Source organism: Sphingomonas segetis, from assembly GCF_009720245.1.
Classification (GTDB): Bacteria; Pseudomonadota; Alphaproteobacteria; order Sphingomonadales; family Sphingomonadaceae; genus Sphingomicrobium; species Sphingomicrobium segetis.
In genome coordinates this window covers 1-15,486 of the sequence record NZ_WJSQ01000061.1, presented here as the reverse complement: position 1 = coordinate 15,486, position 15,486 = coordinate 1, and the positions used below count along the sequence as shown (strand labels likewise).

Sequence of the window (15,486 nt, the reverse complement as noted above, 5' to 3'; positions counted from 1 at the left end):
CGCCGAGCGCGGTGACGACTCTCGTGCCGCCGGCCCTAGGCGGCGCGCCGCTGGTACCCGCAGCCCGCTAGCCACGCGCGCGCCTGGCGCTGAGCCTCAGCGATCTCGCGAGCGGTCATCTCGAGCGAGATCTCGGCGCGGCATTCCTGCCCGCGGGTGCTGCCGTTGAGAGCCGCCAGATTGAACCATTTGTGCGCTTCGATGAGGTCGACCGACACGGCGCCGCGGCCAGTCGAATAGGTCACTCCAAGCTCGAACAAGGCGTCGACGTCACCCGCCTCCGCATCGGCAAGTCGGCTCCGAAGCAGGAACTCCGCGCTCTTCTGACTGATGGCACCCATGGTATTCCCCTCTTTCCCTGTTGGGACGGAGAATTCGGCGCGGAAGGCAAAGAAATGGTTAACGCGGTTCAACCATGACGGTCACACCGGGAGATTATCGATCAGCCGCGTGCTCCCGATGACCGCCGCAGCGATGAGCCGCATCTCGCCCGCCGGCGCATCGACGGGCTCCAGCGTGGCCGCATCGACCAGCGCCAGATAGTCGATCCTGAGAAATCCCAAATCGACGAGCTGCTGCTTTGCCCGCTGAAGCACCTGGGAAACGGGAGCACCGTCGAGGATCGATTTCCTCGCCTCCTCAAGGGCGTTCGGCAAGGCCACTGCCCGGCGACGCTCATCGTCGGAAAGATAAGCATTGCGCGAGGACAGGGCGAGGCCGTCCGCCTCGCGGACGGTCGGAACCGCGGCGATCTCGACCGGGACGCCGAGGTCGGCAACCATCCGCCGGATCACCGCGAGCTGCTGGAAATCCTTTTCGCCGAACAGCGCCACGTCGGGCCTCACCGACAGCAGCAGCCTGGCGACCACGGTCGCGACACCGTCGAAATGTCCGGGCCGCGCCTCGCCTTCCCAGCGCTCCGACAGGCCGGCGACGTGGATCGAGGTCGAGAAACCTTCCGGATAGATGTCCGCGACCGCAGGGATCCACAACAGGTCGCAGCCGGCCTCCTCGAGCATCCGGCCGTCCTCGGTCTCGCGGCGCGGATAGCTGCCGAAATCCTCATTGGCGCCGAACTGCTTCGGATTAACGAAGATCGTCGCCGCCACTCTGTCCGCGCGCCGCCTGGCCTCTTCGACCAACGCCATGTGGCCGGCGTGCAGCGCCCCCATGGTCGTGACGAGCGCCAGCGTGCCTTCGATCTCCGCCCTCGCGCGCGCCAATTCTTCACTGGAACGAACAGTTTGCACGTGTTTGAAGCCTCGGTTAATCTTCGCTCCGGGCGGCGCTTGCACTTGCGCCGGGGGAAAGATCAAGCATGAGCCAGCCGCATTTCATCGTCTTCGCCAACGAAAAGGGCGGGACCGGCAAGTCGACGACCGCGGTCCATACGGCTATCGCGCTGGCGGCGTCCGGGCACCGGGTCGGTGCGCTCGACCTCGATAGCCGCCAGCGCACCATGACCCGCTATCTCGAGAACCGCGACGCGACCATGCGGCGGCTCGACAAGCCGCTTCCGCACGCGGCTTACGAAGTACTCGAGGACCACAGCCCCGAAGGCTTTGCGGCCGCAGTCGATCGGCTCTCGGCAAACGCCGACGTGATCGTGATCGACACTCCCGGACGCGACGATGAGATCGCCAAGGCCGCGATCCTGCGCGCCGACACGCTCGTCACCCCGATGAACGACAGCTTCGTAGACCTCGACCTGATCGGCCAGGTGCATCCCGAGAATTACAAGGTCACGAAGCCGAGCTTCTACGCCGAGCTGATCTGGAACAGCCGCACCGCGCGCGCCAAGCAGACCGGCAAGGGCGTCGACTGGGTGGTGCTGAGGAACCGTCTCCAGCACATCGAATCCCACAATCTGAAGCGCGTGGGCGCAGCGCTCGACGAACTCGCCCGGCGTGTCGGCTTTCGGGTGATCCCCGGCCTCGGTGAGCGCGTCATCTACCGCGAGCTGTTCCCCAAGGGCCTGACCCTGCTCGACTTGAAGCAGATTACCGACGCCGGTCTCGGCCATGTCACGGCTCGCCAGGAACTGCGCGAGATGATCGCCGGACTCGGCATTCCCGACTCGAGCGAGCGCCAGGCGGCCTAGTTTCGCTTGAACCAATAGCCGCTTTGGTGTGTTCGCACCGGCATGGCTCACACCTTCAACCCCACCATCCTTCGCGAATATGACATTCGCGGAATCGTCGGAGGCACGCTGACCGAAGCCGATGGTTATGCGCTCGGCCGGACCTATGCGGCGCTTGCGCGCGATGAAGATGCGCGGCGCATCGCCGTCGGCCGGGATGGGCGCACGCACAGCGGGATGCTGGAGGCGGCGCTGATCCGGGGCCTGATCGAAGGCGGCGTGGACGCGGTGCAGATCGGCATGGGGCCGTCGCCGATGCTCTATTTCGCCACCCATTATCTCGACGTGGACGGCGGGCTGCAGGTCACCGGCAGCCACAATCCCGCCGATTACAACGGCTTCAAGCTGCTGCTGAAGGGCCGCTCTGTCTTCGGGCAGGAGATCCAGAGCATCGGCCAGCGCGCCGCGCGTGGGGACTGGAGCAGCGGCAACGGCACTGTTGAAGAAGTCGACATTCGCGAAGCTTATGTCGACCGCCTGGTCGAAGGCTTTTCGGGCAATCCGTTCCGCATCGGGTGGGACGCGGGGAACGGCGCGGCGGGGCCGATCCTCGACATGCTCGTGGAGCGGCTGCCCGGGCAGCATCACGTCATCTTCAGCGAGGTCGACGGCAACTTCCCGAATCACCATCCCGACCCGACGGTCGAAAAGAACCTTGCCGACCTGAAGGCGCTGGTGGCCCGCGAGCGGCTCGACTTCGGCATCGCATTCGACGGCGACGGCGACCGCATCGGGGCGGTCGACGGCCAAGGCCGCGTGATCTGGGGCGACCAGCTGATGCTGATCCTCGCCGAAGCCGTGCTCAGGGATTGCCCTGGCGAGACGATCATCGCCGACGTCAAGGCAAGCCAGGTGCTGTTCGATGGTATCGCGAGACTCGGCGGCAGGCCGTTGATGTGGAAGACCGGCCACAGCCTGATCAAGTCCAAGATGAAGGAAACGGGCGCGCCGCTCGCCGGCGAAATGAGCGGCCACGTGTTCTTCAAGCACCGCTGGTACGGCTTCGACGACGCACTTTACGCCGCGGTGCGGCTGATCGAGGCGGTGAGCGCGAGCGGGAAGTCGCTGACCGAGCTGATGGATGCGATGCCGAAGACGACCGCGACCCCCGAAATGCGCTTCCCGGTCGAGGAGCCACGCAAGTTCGCAATCGTCGACGAAGTCCGCGAGCGGCTGTCGGCCGGTGGAGCGACGGTCGACGCCACGGACGGCGTCCGCGTCAGCACCGCCGACGGCTGGTGGTTGCTACGCGCCTCGAACACGCAGGATGTGCTGGTCGCGCGCGCGGAGGCGAAGGACGAAGCGGGCGTAGAGCGGCTGGTCGGCCAAATCGACGAGCAATTGGCCAAATCAGGCGTGAAGCGGAGCGAAGACGCGCATTGAGCGATACTATGCCGTGACGAAAAGCAAGCATTGCGGTATTGCCGACTCATGCTGGACCAGACGTCCGCATGCGAGAATGATCACGGGCTCCTCCAACTCCTGTTCGAGCGGGCACCCGGATTCATGGCGCTCGTCGATCCTCCCGATCTCACAATTCGGATCGCCAACGAGGCCTTCCTCGATTTGGTCGGCCGACGCGCGCTGGTCGGCAAGCCCTTGGCCGAGGCGCTTCCCGAATTCGACGTCCAGGGCATCGACGACATTTTGAACGGGGTCGCCCGCTCGGGACAAGCCTTCGTCGGCTACGCAATGCCGCTGACGATCGAACGCCCCGACGGCTCATTCGAGGATGCCCTGGTGGACGTCGTATTCCAGCCGGTTCCCGGATCGAACGGGCAGCCCGGCGGAATCTTCATCCAGGGCCACAATGTCACTGAGGACAGGCGGAACGAAGCGCTGCGAACGGCGCACAGTAGGGTGCTCGAGCTTGCGATCGGCGATGCGCCGCTCGAAACCACGCTGACCGAGCTAATCCGCATCGTCGAATCGACGTCGAGCACCGGCGTCCTCGGCTCGATCCTGCTGCTCGACTTCGACGGCAAGCATCTGCGCCATGGCGCCGCGCCAACTCTGCCGCCGGAATATAGCGCCGCCATCGACGGCGCGGAGATCGGCGCCTGTGCGGGTTCGTGCGGGACAGCCGCTTACCTCGGAGCGGCCGTTTTCGTTTCCGACATCGCAACCGATCCGCTGTGGGCCGATTACAAGGACATCGCCCTACCGCACGGACTGCGAGCATGCTGGTCGACGCCGATCCTGACGCGCGGTCGCAAGGTACTGGGCACGTTCGCGATGTACCACCGCCAGCCGCGCGAACCCACGGTTCGCGACCTGATGCTGGTCGACCTCGTCACACAGACCGCGGCGCTCGTCATCGATCGCGAGCAGGCAAAGAGGGCGCTCCAGACCTTGTTCGCGGAAGAGGCCGCGGAAGCCTAGTCAGTCGTCCTCGTCCTCGTAGCCGACGAGGTTCAGCTCGCACGCCTTGATCTGGTGGGTCATGCACCAGTGCTTGAGCGCTTCCTCGCGGCCGTGCGTAATCCAGACCTCGCGCGGCTCGAGCTCGCGAATGGTCATGGTCAGCTCGTCCCAGTCGGCGTGGTCGGAGATGATCAGCGGCAGCTCGACGTTACGCTGGCGGGCGCGCTGGCGGATGCGCATCCAGCCCGAGGCCATCGCCGTCACCGGATCGGGCAGCCGCCGCGACCAGCGATCGTTGAGCGCGCCAGGCGGGGCGATGACGATGTGGCCGGCCATCTCCGCCTTGGTCGCACCGGTCGCCGGGCGCAGCTCGCCGAATTCCACCCCGAAGCTCTCGTAGAGCTGGTTGAGCCGCTCGATCGCGCCGTGAAAATAGATCGGATCGCGGTGGCCGCGCGCCCGCAGCTCGGTGATGATCCGCTGTGCCTTGCCCAGCGCATAGGCGCCGACCAGCACGCAGCGGTTCGGATCGGCGTGAAGCCGGTGGAGCAGCCGGTCGATCTCGCTTCCGGTTTCGGGATGGCGGAAGACGGGAAGCCCGAACGTCGCCTCGGTGATGAACACATCGCACGGCACCGGCACGAAGCAGGCGCAGGTCGGGTCTGGCCGGCGCTTGTAATCGCCGGACACGACGATTCGTTCGCCCCTGTGCTCCATGACGATCTGGGCCGAGCCCAGAACATGGCCGGCGGGCACGAACCGCACCTGGACGTCGCCGACGCGGATCGTTTCGTCATAAGCGATCGGCTGGCCGCTTTGTGGACCATATCGCACTTCCATGATGGCCAGCGTCTCGGGTGTCGCAAGCACCGCTCCGTGGCCGCCGCGGGCGTGATCGCCGTGGCCATGGGTAACCCAGGCGCGCGATTTGGGCTGCGAGGGGTCGATCCACGCGTCGGCAGGCGCCACGTAGATGCCTTCCGGGAGCGCCTTAATCCAGGAACCCAATCGCGCCATTGGAGCTATATAGAGATGAATGGCCGGCCGGTTCCGGCAAAAAGGGAGGAGACATGGCACACGCCTCAGCCTGGCTGATGGACATCATCGCCCCCGCGATCCTGTTGATCGTTCTGATCTGGCTGGTCATCAGGGTTCGCTCGAACCGCAACAACGCCGCCAACCGCCGCGCCGAAGAGGGCACGCGCGAGCTCTATGCCGAAGAGGAGAAGCGGCGGCGCGAGGGGACCGACAACCTCTGAGCGACCTTCCGCCAGTCGTCCATCGCTGGTTCGACTCCAAAGGCTGGCAGCCGCGCAGGCACCAGCTGGAGATGCTGGAGCTGGCAAGGCGCGGGCGAAGCGCACTGCTGGTCGCCGCCACCGGCGCAGGCAAGACGCTCGCCGGCTTCCTCCCGACCATCTGCGAGCTTGCAAAGCAGTCCAGCGAAGGGCTGCACACGCTCTACATCTCGCCGCTCAAGGCGCTTGCGGTCGACGTCCAGCGCAACCTGATCGGGCCGATCGAGGAGATGGGGCTGCCAATCCGGGTCGAGACCCGCACGGGCGACACGCCGTCCGATCGCAAGGCGCGCCAACGGGTGAAACCGCCGCAGGTGCTGCTGACCACGCCCGAATCGCTGAGCCTGCTGCTGAGCTATCCCGAATCGCCGCGGATGTTCGCCGGCATCAAGACCATCGTCGTCGACGAGCTGCATGGCTTCGCCAAGGAGAAGCGCGGCGACTTGCTGTCGCTGTCGATGAGCCGGCTTCAACAGCTTGCGCCGGGCCTTCGCCGGGTCGGCCTGTCAGCGACGATCAGCGATCCCGACGCCTACCGCTCGTGGCTCGCGCCCGACGCTGACATGGAGCTCGTCGACCTCGTGCTCGGCGATCCCGGGGCCGAGCCCGACCTCTCGATCTTGATTCCCGAGAACAAAATCCCGTGGGGCGGCCATTCCGGCTATCATGCGATCGCCGACGTCATGCGGCTGATCGAAGCGCACCGCACGACTTTGATCTTCTGCAACACGCGCGGCCTCGCCGAGCTCATTTTCCAGAAGCTGTGGGACGAGAATGAGAAGCTGCTTCCGATCGGCATCCATCACGGCAGCCTCGCCGTCGAGGCGCGGCGGAAGGTCGAAGCGGCGATGGCCGCGGGCAAGCTGCGCGGGCTCGTCGCGACGGCGAGCCTCGACCTCGGGATCGACTGGGGAGACGTCGATCTCGTCATCCAGATGGGTGCGCCCAAGGGAAGCTCACGGCTGCTGCAGCGGATCGGCCGCGCCAACCACCGGCTCGACGAGCCGAGCAAGGGGATCATCGTCCCAGGCAACCGCTTCGAATATCTCGAGGCGCGCGCGGCGCTCGATGCGATCGATGACGGCGAACTCGACCCGGAGGTGTTCCGCCCCGGAGCGCTCGACGTGCTCGCGCAGCACATCCTCGCCATGGCGGTCGCGGCACCGTTCCAGCAGGAGCAGCTGCTTGCCGAAATCCGCGCCGCCGCGCCTTATGCGGGGCTCCGGCAGGATAACTTTGACGAAGTCCTGAGCTTCATCGCCACGGGCGGTTACGCGCTCAAGGCCTATGACCGCTTCCGCCGCCTGGTGCCCGAGCCCGGCGGCGTGTGGCGCATCGCCAGGCCGCAGATCGCCCAGCAGCACCGCCTCAACGCCGGCGTGATCGTCGAGCAGCCGTTGCTCACCGTCCGCTTCCGCAACGGCCGCAAGCTGGGCACGATCGAGGAAGGATTCGCATCGGCGCTGGCGCCGGGGGACCGCTTCTTCTTCGCCGGCCTGAGCCTCGAGGTCGAGCAGTTCAAGGATACCGACATCATCGTCCACGCCTCCTCCAAGCGGGGGCAGATTGTCACCTACGGCGGCCAGCGGATGAGCATGTCGACGCATCTCGCCGACCGCGTCCGCCACATGCTGGCCGACCGCAACGACTGGAGCCGCTTTCCCGACGACGTGCGCGAATGGCTCGAGGTCCAGTCGGAGCGATCCGTTCTTCCCGAGCCGAACCAGCTGCTGGTCGAGACCTTCCCGCACGAGGGCCAGCATTTCATGGTCGCGTACAGCTTCGAGGGCTGGAACGCACACCAGTCGCTCGGCATGCTGATCACGCGGCGGATGGAGAGCGCCGGCCTCAAGCCACTCGGCTTCGTCGCCAATGATTATGCGCTCGCCTGTTACGGGCTCGAGCCGATCGCCGACCCGAAACCTTTGTTCTCGGCCGACATCCTCGAGCAGGAATTCATTGACTGGGTTGAAAGCTCCTATTTGCTCAAGACCGCGTTCCGCGAGGTCGCGGTGATCGGCGGGCTGGTCGAGCGCCACCATCCGGGCAAGAGGAAATCAGGCCGGCAGGTCAGCTTCTCGACCGACCTCATCTACGACGTGCTACGCCGCTACGAGCCTCAGCATTTGCTGCTGCGCGCCGCGTGGGACGATGCGCGGCGGCGAATGACCGAGCTCGGCCGCCTCGTCCGCCTCGTTGACCGTGCGTCTGCTACGATGCTTCACGTCGAGCCGGGTCGAATCACGCCGATGGCGGTGCCCCTGATGGTGATCGTCGGGCGCGAGGCGCTGCCGCCCGGCGCCGAGGCCGACGAAGCGCTGCTCTTGCAAGCCGAAGCGCTGGCGGAAGCGGCGATGCACCTCTGATCGGCGATTGCCGCTCTGCCAAAGCTGTGCGAATCTCCAGCGACATGAAGCGGCTGGTCCTGATCGTCGCGGTACTTCCGCTGTCCGGCTGCGTCGTCGGGACCCTCGCCAGCACCGCAGTCGACGTGGTCACGCTTCCGGTGAAGATCGCCTCGGCGGGTGTGGATGCGGCGACCACCTGCCAGTCCGAACGCGACCAGAAGCTCGGCCGGCAAATGCGCAAGCAGGATGAAGAGCGCGGGCGGCAATGGCGCCTCGCCTGGGAGCGCTGCCACAAGGGGAAAGCACTTCCGACGGACGATTGCTCGACGTTCCCGCGGCGCTGAACCGCCATTGCCGAGGAGCTGCAGACGACGCGGCGCTTCATCCTCCGCGAGTGGATTGCTTCGCTTCGCTTGCAATGATGGCTAACGCCGCGTCATGCGCTACTTTCTCGACACCGAATATAATGGCATCGCCGGCGCACTGCTCAGCCTTGCGCTGGTGCCGGATGACGGGGACGAGCTGTACCTGACATTGCACACGTCCGACCCGTTGCTCGAGTGGGTCGAGCGCCATGTTGAACCGTATCTCGACTCGGTCCCCGAACAGCTCAACTGTCCGCGGCTGCCGCGCGCGGATGCGGCCCATGCACTCGAACGATACCTGCGGCACGATCAGGAGCCGCTGATCGTCGCCGACTGGCCCGAGGATATCGCGCAATTCTGCAATCTGATGATCACCGGCCCGGGCGAGATGGTGGAGATTCGGCACGTCACCTTTCGCCTGTCGCCGCTGAGCAATTTCAGCACCGCGGCGAACAGCAGGGTGCCGCACAATGCGCTGCACGACGCGCGCGCGCTTCGCGATCACATCATGGCGATGGAGTGATGCTCATTCTGCGGCGGTGCTGAACAGGCTTTCGCCGTCACGGTCGATCCAGGTCAGCTCGCTGAGACTGAGCTCGCGCCCGTCATGCGCCTGCACGCAGATCTTGCGAACCGGCTTGAGGTCGCGCCGGTCGGCGAGCAGGACCTTCATGTTGCCGTAACCCCATTGCTCACCCCATTGGCGAAGCGCGAGCACGACGGGAAGCAGTCCCTCGCCCTTCGGCGTCAGCGAGTAGATCACGCGGCGCTTGTCGGCGGGATCGGCCGAGCGCTCCAGAATTCCGCCCGCGACCATTTTGGACAGGCGATCGGAGAGGATGTTCCGCGCGATCCCGAGTCCTGCCTGAAACTCTTCGAAATGATGGAGGCCGTTGAACGCGCCGCGCAGGATCAGGAATGCCCATTTCTCGCCGATCAGCTCGACTGCAGCTGGGATTGGGCACGTCAGCGCGGCCTGCTTGAACCGATCGATATCCGACGTGAGCGTGGCTGTCGGCATTCGTCGCTTTCTCTCCCCTGTCGAATCTCATCAAAGCACAGAAGAGTTCCAAAAAATAGTTGCAATGTGAAACTTGGTCGATTATCAGTTTCAAATCGCAACTTTACTAAAGGGGTGCTGCGATGATCCGGTCCACATTCTTCCTCCTGAGCCTTGCCGCCGCCACGCCGGCTGTCGCGTCGACCTATTCTGCGACCTTGGCTGCGCCGCAAAGCGCGCACTTCATCGCTCGCGACATCACCTGGAACTGCGGCGCCGCAGCGTGCCAGGGCGCGACTGACGAAAGCCGTCCGCTCGTCTTGTGCCAGTCACTCGCCAAGCGCGCCGGTCATGTCGATCGCTTCCTCGTCGACGGTCGCGCCTTCACGCCGGCGGAGCTCGAGCGCTGCAACGCTTCGGCCAAGCCAACGTCGAACACGGCGCTCGCCGCGCAGTAAGTCTCCCCGGGGGCCCTTCGACTCCCTTCGAGGACCCCCACCTTTTCGCGCTTGCACAATGGCGTTGCCGTCCCCCATCTAGAAGCGTGCTGCGACAGTATGAACTGGTCGAGAAGGTCCGCTCCTACGATCCCGACGCGGACGAGGGGCTGATCAACCGCGCCTACGTCTTCTCGATGAAGGCGCACGGCGACCAGCAGCGCGCCTCCGGCGATCCCTATTTCAGCCACCCGATCGAGGTCGCCGGCATCCTCACCGACCTCAAGCTCGACGACCAGACGATCGTCACCGCGATCCTCCACGACACGATCGAGGACACCGTCGCGACTCCGGAGGAGGTCGAAAGGCTCTTCGGCAAGGAGGTCGCGCGGCTGGTCGACGGCGTGACCAAGCTCAGCAAGATCGAGGCGCAGTCGGAGAACGAGCGCGCGGCGGAGAATTTGCGCAAGTTCCTCCTCGCGCTCAGCGACGACATCCGCGTGCTGCTCGTCAAGCTCGCCGACCGGCTGCACAACATGCGCACGCTCCACCACATCCCGGCCGAGGAAAAACGCCGCCGGATCGCGCGCGAGACGATGGATATCTACGCGCCGCTCGCCGAGCGGATCGGCATGTACGAGATGATGACCGAGATGCAGTCGCTCGCGTTCAAAGAGCTCGAGCCGGACGCTTACGCCTCGATCACCCGGCGGCTGCAGCAGCTGACCGAATCCGGCGGCGACCTCGTCAACCGGATCGGGCTAGGTCTCCAGCTCTACCTTGCCGACAACGGCCTCGAAGCCGAGGTCACCGGCCGCCAGAAGCATCCTTTCTCGATCTGGAAGAAGATGGCCGAGCGCCACATCAGCTTCGAGCAATTGTCGGACGTGATGGCCTTCCGGATCATCGTCGACGATGTCGGCGAATGCTATCGGGCGCTCGGCCTGATCCACCAGCGCTGGCCGATGGTCCCCGGCCGCTTCAAGGATTACGTCTCGACGCCCAAACGCAACGGCTATCGTTCGCTGCACACGTCGGTCATCCATGATTCGAAGATGCGGATTGAGATCCAGATCCGCTCCCGAGACATGCACGAGCAGGCCGAGCGCGGCCTCGCCGCCCATTGGGCTTACAAGGAAGGCAAGCCGCAGGGCGAGATGAACATCCCGTGGGTCGACGACCTCGTCGAGATCCTCGACCACGCCGAGAGCCCCGAGGAGCTGCTCGAGCATACCCGCATGGCGATGTACCAGGACCGGATCTTCGCCTTCACCCCCAAGGGTGAGCTGATCCAGCTGCCCAAGGGCGCGACGCCGGTCGATTTCGCTTATGCGGTTCACACCGATCTCGGCGACCGCACCGTCGGCGCCAAGGTCAACGGCCGTGTCGTGCCGTTGCGCACGATGCTCGAGAACGGCGACCAGGTCGAAATTCTCGCGTCCGAAGCGCAGCATCCGCAGCCGAGCTGGCTTCGCTTCGTCGCGACCGGCAAGGCGCGGGCGGGAGTGCGACGCTTCGTCCGCCACAAGGAGCGCGAGGAAACGGTCGAGCTCGGCCGGAAGATCTACGACGAGATCGTCCAGCGCCTTCCCGCGGAGCTCGACAAGGACTCGCCCAAGCGCGCGCTCAAGAAGCTCAAGATCGAGAATCAGGACGAGCTGATGATCGCGATTGCGCGCAAGCGCATCAGCGACGAGGCGCTGATGGAGGCGCTGATGCCGGGCTCGGCCGGCGACGATGTCGCACCGCGGCCGGTAGGCCAGCGCAAGGCGATCTCGATCAAGGGGCTGACGCCCGGCGTCGCTTATCACCTCGCCCAATGCTGTTACCCGATCCCGGGCGACCGGATCGTCGGGCTCAGGCGCGAGGACGAGGAGATTGAGGTCCACGTCATCGGATGCGAGACTCTCGCGAGCGGGATCGACGCCGACTGGCTCGACCTCGCCTGGGGCGAAGGCTCGGACGGCGGTGCGGCGCGGCTTGCCGTGATCCTGCGCGACATCCCGGGCGCGCTCGGCACTATGTCGAGCATCCTCGGCGCGAAGCACGCCAACATTATCAACCTCCAGCTAGTCCACCGCGACGGCAGCTTCCAGACCTTCCACCTCGACATCGAGGTTCACGATCTCGCCCACCTTCACGCGATCATCGCCGCGCTGAGAGAGGCGGATCCGGTGTCGAGCGTCGAGCGGATTTAGCGCAGCCGTCACCCCCGGACTCGATCCCGGGTCTGCATGCCTTCCGACCGACGAGGAAAAGGCGGGTCCCGGCTCCAAGCCGGGATGGCGCTAAACCCGCGCCGCCTCTCTTTGCTGGTGCGCATGGGCATCGCCGGCGGCGAGCACCGCGAGCATCACCAGGTCCGAGGCGCTTGCGGTCATCGGCGCGATCTGAACCGGCAGCTCCAGCCCGAGGATGTACGGACCGAGCACGCTTTCCCCGCCGACGGCGCGGAGCAGCTTCGCGGACAGGCTCGCCGACTGCAGGCCGGGCATGACGAGTATGTTCGCCGGGCCCGAGAGGCGGCTGAACGGATAATATTGGCGCTGCATGTCGTAGTTGAGCGCGACGTCCGGCGCCATTTCGCCTTCATATTCAAAATCGGCGTGGAACCCGTCGAGCAGCTTCACCGCCTCCCGCAGGCCCTCGACATGCATGCCTGGCGGGTTACCGAACGTGGTGTAGCTGGTGAAGGCGACGCGCGGCTCAAGACCCATGCGCCGGGCGAAGGACGAGGCGCGCAGCGCGATCGCCGCATATTGCTCAGCCGTCGGCCGCTCGGTGACCGCGGTGTCCGCGATCAGCACGGTGTGGCTGCGGCTGACGATGACGTTGATCCCGAACGGAGTCGCGCCGGGCTCGTCCTCGATGACGGTGCGGACTTGCTTGAGCGATTCGCTGAACGGCCGCGTCGTGCCGGTGATCATCGCGTCCGCTTCGCCGAGCGAGAGCATCGCGGCCGCGAAGAAATTGCGGTCCTGGTTGACCATTCGCTCGATCTGCCGGCGGAGCATGCCGTGGCGCTGGTGCTTGGCGTAGATGAACTCGACCGCGCGGCCCACCAGCGGCGAGTTGCGGCTGTTGAGGACCTCGTAATCCTTCGGATTGTCGACGCCCATTTCCCTGAGGAGATCGTACACGTCCTCGCGCCCGACGAGCACGGGCGTTCCGTAGCCGCCTTCCTTGAAGGCGATCGCCGCGCGCAGCACGTTGGGCTCCTCGCCCTCGGCGAACAGGACGCGCTTGGGGTTCGAGCGCGCATTCTCATAGGCGAGGCTCATCACCGACACCGTCGGGTTGAGCCGCGCGCGAAGCTCCTGCCGGTAGGCCTCCATGTTCGCGATCGGCTTTTGCGCGACTCCGCTCTGCACCGCCGCTTCGGCAACCGCGGAAGCGACCACTTCCATCAGCCGCGGATCGAACGGCGCGGGGATGATGTAATCGCGCCCGAAGCTCTGCGCTCGCCCGCCATAGGCGGCGGCGACTTCCTCCGGCACCGGCTCGCGCGCGAGCTCGGCCAGCGCCTCGGCGGCGGCGATCTTCATCGCGTCGTTGATGGCGGTCGCGCGCACGTCGAGTGCGCCGCGGAAGATGAACGGGAAGCCCAGCACGTTGTTGACCTGGTTAGGGAAGTCCGAGCGGCCGGTGGCGATAATTGCGTCAGGCCGCACCTCGGTCGCGTCCGGCGGCCAGATCTCGGGGTCGGGGTTGGCCATGGCGAAGATGATCGGCTCCTTGGCCATCTTCTTGACCATCTCCGGCTTGAGCGCCCCGGCGGCCGAAAGCCCCAGGAACACGTCGGCGCCTTCGAGCGCGTCAGCCAGCCTTTTGGCGTGCGTCGCAACGGCGTGCGCCGACTTCCACTGGTCGAGGTCCGTCCGCTCCTTGCTGATCACGCCCTTGCGGTCGCACATGATTACATTGTCACCCCGAACGCCCATCGCCTTGATGAGCTCGGTGCAGGCGATCGCCGCGGCGCCGGCGCCGTTCACGACGACCTTGATGTCCGAAAGCTTCCGCTTGGTGAGCAGGCAGGCGTTGATCAGACCCGCGGCGGTGATGATTGCCGTGCCGTGCTGGTCGTCGTGGAAGACCGGGATATTCATCCGTTCGCGCAACGTCTGCTCGATGATGAAGCAGTCGGGCGCGGCGATGTCCTCGAGATTGATGCCGCCAAAGCTCGGCTCCAGAAGCTCGACGCACTCGATGAAGCGCTGCGCGTCTTCGGTCTTCACCTCGATGTCGATCGCGTCGACATCGGCGAAGCGCTTGAACAGCACCGCCTTGCCTTCCATCACCGGCTTGGCGGCGAGCGCGCCGAGATTGCCCATGCCGAGGATGGCGGTGCCGTTGGAGATGACCGCGACAAGGTTGCCCTTGCTTGTGTAATCGTAGGCGCAGGCCGGATTGTCGGCGATCGCGCGCACCGGCACCGCGACTCCGGGCGAATATGCGAGGCTGAGGTCGCGCTGTGTCGCCATGGGCTTCGAGGCGATGATCTCGAGCTTCCCCGGCCGCCCGCGCGCGTGGAAGTCGAGCGCTTCGCCTTCGGTATATTTGACATTGGATTCAGACATGGCCGCGGCCTTAGTCCATTTCGCCACGGTCGTGAAACCGCTAGGCAAAGCCGATGGCCCGCGCTGACGCCCCAACCCCGATGATGGCCCAGTACCGGCGACTCAAGGACGAGGCGGGCGACGCTTTGTTGTTCTACCGCATGGGCGACTTCTTCGAATTGTTCTTCGACGATGCGAAGGCCGCTTCGGCAACGCTCGACATCGCGCTGACCAGGCGCGGCGCCGACGCGGGTGAGCCGATCCCGATGTGCGGCGTGCCCGTGCACTCGGCGGAATCGTACCTCGCGCGGCTGATCAAGGGCGGGCACAGCGTCGCCATCGCCGAGCAGACCGAGAGTCCCGCCGAAGCGCGCAAGGCGCGCGGCTCCAAGGCTTTGGTCGATCGCGCGATCATCCGCCTCGTCACGCCCGGCACGCTGACCGAAGAGACTTTGCTCGAATCGTCTGCCGCCAACTGGCTGGCGGCGATCGGCCGCGCCGGCGACGAATGGGCGATTGCCGCCGCGGACATCTCGACCGGCCGCTTCGAACTGGTGAGCTGCGGCCCCGGCGATCTCGCGGCGGAGCTCGCGCGCCTGTCGCCGGCCGAGACGATCGCCGATTCCAGCGTGCCGGGCGTCCGCACCTCTGCGGGCAAGGGCGGGTTCGACAGTCTTGTGGGCGAACGGGCGCTGAAAACGCGCTTCGGTCTTGCGACGCTCGAAGGCCTTGGCTCGCCGTCGCGCGCGGAGCTGGCAGCGGCGGGCGGGCTGCTCGCTTACCTCGACGCGACTCAAAAAGGCGCGGGCATCCTCCTCGATGCGCCCCGGCGGGTGAGCCGCTCGGGCCACATGGGAATCGATGCCGCGACCCGCGACAGCCTCGAGCTCACGCGCGCCACCAGCGGCGGGGTCGCCGGAAGCCTGCTCGGTGAGATCGACCGCTGCCAGACCGCGGGCGGCCGCCGCTTGCTGTGCG

At 65.8% G+C, this 15,486-nt stretch carries 15 protein-coding genes; 10 read left to right on the top strand and 5 right to left on the bottom strand.

From position 1 onward, the window contains the following. Positions 1-35: 35 nt before the first annotated feature. Positions 36-341: an SEL1-like repeat protein gene (locus tag GH737_RS07800; RefSeq protein ID WP_155264278.1), complete on the bottom strand. Its 306-nt coding sequence runs from the start codon at positions 339-341 to the stop codon at positions 36-38. An 81-nt stretch (positions 342-422) separates the two neighbouring features. After that, on the bottom strand, positions 423-1,250 hold the full coding sequence (gene panC / locus GH737_RS07795; RefSeq protein ID WP_155264277.1) for a pantoate--beta-alanine ligase: 828 nt from the start codon (positions 1,248-1,250) through the stop codon (positions 423-425). A gap of 68 nt (positions 1,251-1,318) precedes the next feature. Between panC and GH737_RS07790 the strand changes: the two genes are divergently transcribed. From GH737_RS07790 to GH737_RS07780, 3 genes are read left to right on the top strand one after another with little or no spacing between them, the layout of a single operon-like run. Further along, positions 1,319-2,101, top strand: coding sequence for a division plane positioning ATPase MipZ (locus tag GH737_RS07790; RefSeq protein WP_155264276.1), 783 nt, complete (start codon positions 1,319-1,321; stop codon positions 2,099-2,101). A gap of 42 nt (positions 2,102-2,143) precedes the next feature. Beyond that, a complete protein-coding gene (gene pgmG / locus GH737_RS07785) occupies positions 2,144-3,523 on the top strand; it encodes a phosphoglucomutase/phosphomannomutase PgmG (RefSeq protein WP_155264275.1) in 1,380 nt (459 codons plus the stop codon). Between the two features lie 48 nt (positions 3,524-3,571). Continuing rightward, positions 3,572-4,522: a GAF domain-containing protein gene (locus tag GH737_RS07780; protein WP_155264274.1), complete on the top strand. Its 951-nt coding sequence runs from the start codon at positions 3,572-3,574 to the stop codon at positions 4,520-4,522. On the opposite strand, the gene GH737_RS07775 is transcribed toward GH737_RS07780, so the two are convergent. Further along, positions 4,523-5,521, bottom strand: coding sequence for a ligase-associated DNA damage response exonuclease (locus tag GH737_RS07775; protein WP_155264273.1), 999 nt, complete (start codon positions 5,519-5,521; stop codon positions 4,523-4,525). It lies immediately after the preceding gene. Between the two features lie 53 nt (positions 5,522-5,574). Here GH737_RS07775 and GH737_RS15770 point away from each other — a divergent pair, with 53 nt between their 5' ends. From GH737_RS15770 to GH737_RS07760, 4 genes are all read left to right on the top strand, one after another. Continuing rightward, positions 5,575-5,763, top strand: coding sequence for a hypothetical protein (locus tag GH737_RS15770; RefSeq protein WP_230558694.1), 189 nt, complete (start codon positions 5,575-5,577; stop codon positions 5,761-5,763). Further along, complete coding sequence (locus GH737_RS07770) at positions 5,760-8,168, top strand: ligase-associated DNA damage response DEXH box helicase (RefSeq protein ID WP_275401952.1); 2,409 nt, start codon at positions 5,760-5,762, stop codon at positions 8,166-8,168. The genes GH737_RS15770 and GH737_RS07770 overlap by 4 nt, the downstream gene beginning before the upstream one ends. 44 nt (positions 8,169-8,212) lie before the next feature. Beyond that, positions 8,213-8,494 carry a hypothetical protein gene (locus GH737_RS07765; protein ID WP_196233053.1) on the top strand — a complete coding sequence of 94 codons (282 nt, stop codon included), beginning with the start codon at positions 8,213-8,215 and terminating at the stop codon, positions 8,492-8,494. 94 nt (positions 8,495-8,588) lie between these two features. Continuing rightward, positions 8,589-9,038, top strand: a complete 450-nt coding sequence (locus GH737_RS07760; RefSeq protein ID WP_155264271.1) for a hypothetical protein — start codon at positions 8,589-8,591, stop codon at positions 9,036-9,038. 3 nt (positions 9,039-9,041) lie between these two features. On the opposite strand, the gene GH737_RS07755 is transcribed toward GH737_RS07760, so the two are convergent. Further along, complete coding sequence (locus GH737_RS07755; RefSeq protein ID WP_155264270.1) at positions 9,042-9,536, bottom strand: winged helix-turn-helix transcriptional regulator; 495 nt, start codon at positions 9,534-9,536, stop codon at positions 9,042-9,044. A 122-nt stretch (positions 9,537-9,658) separates the two neighbouring features. On the opposite strand from GH737_RS07755, the gene GH737_RS07750 reads away from it, so the two are divergent. Continuing rightward, entirely contained in the window at positions 9,659-9,973 is a 315-nt protein-coding gene (locus GH737_RS07750; protein WP_155264269.1) for a CC_3452 family protein, read from the top strand. 86 nt (positions 9,974-10,059) lie between these two features. Beyond that, positions 10,060-12,150: a RelA/SpoT family protein gene (locus tag GH737_RS07745; protein ID WP_155264268.1), complete on the top strand. Its 2,091-nt coding sequence runs from the start codon at positions 10,060-10,062 to the stop codon at positions 12,148-12,150. A gap of 90 nt (positions 12,151-12,240) precedes the next feature. Here the strand turns inward: GH737_RS07745 and GH737_RS07740 are convergent, their stop codons facing one another. Further along, entirely contained in the window at positions 12,241-14,529 is a 2,289-nt protein-coding gene (locus GH737_RS07740) for an NADP-dependent malic enzyme (RefSeq protein ID WP_155264267.1), read from the bottom strand. A gap of 53 nt (positions 14,530-14,582) precedes the next feature. Here GH737_RS07740 and GH737_RS07735 point away from each other — a divergent pair. After that, positions 14,583-15,486: MutS N-terminal domain-containing protein (locus tag GH737_RS07735; RefSeq protein ID WP_476749609.1), on the top strand; the 904-nt coding region annotated here is incomplete at its 3' end.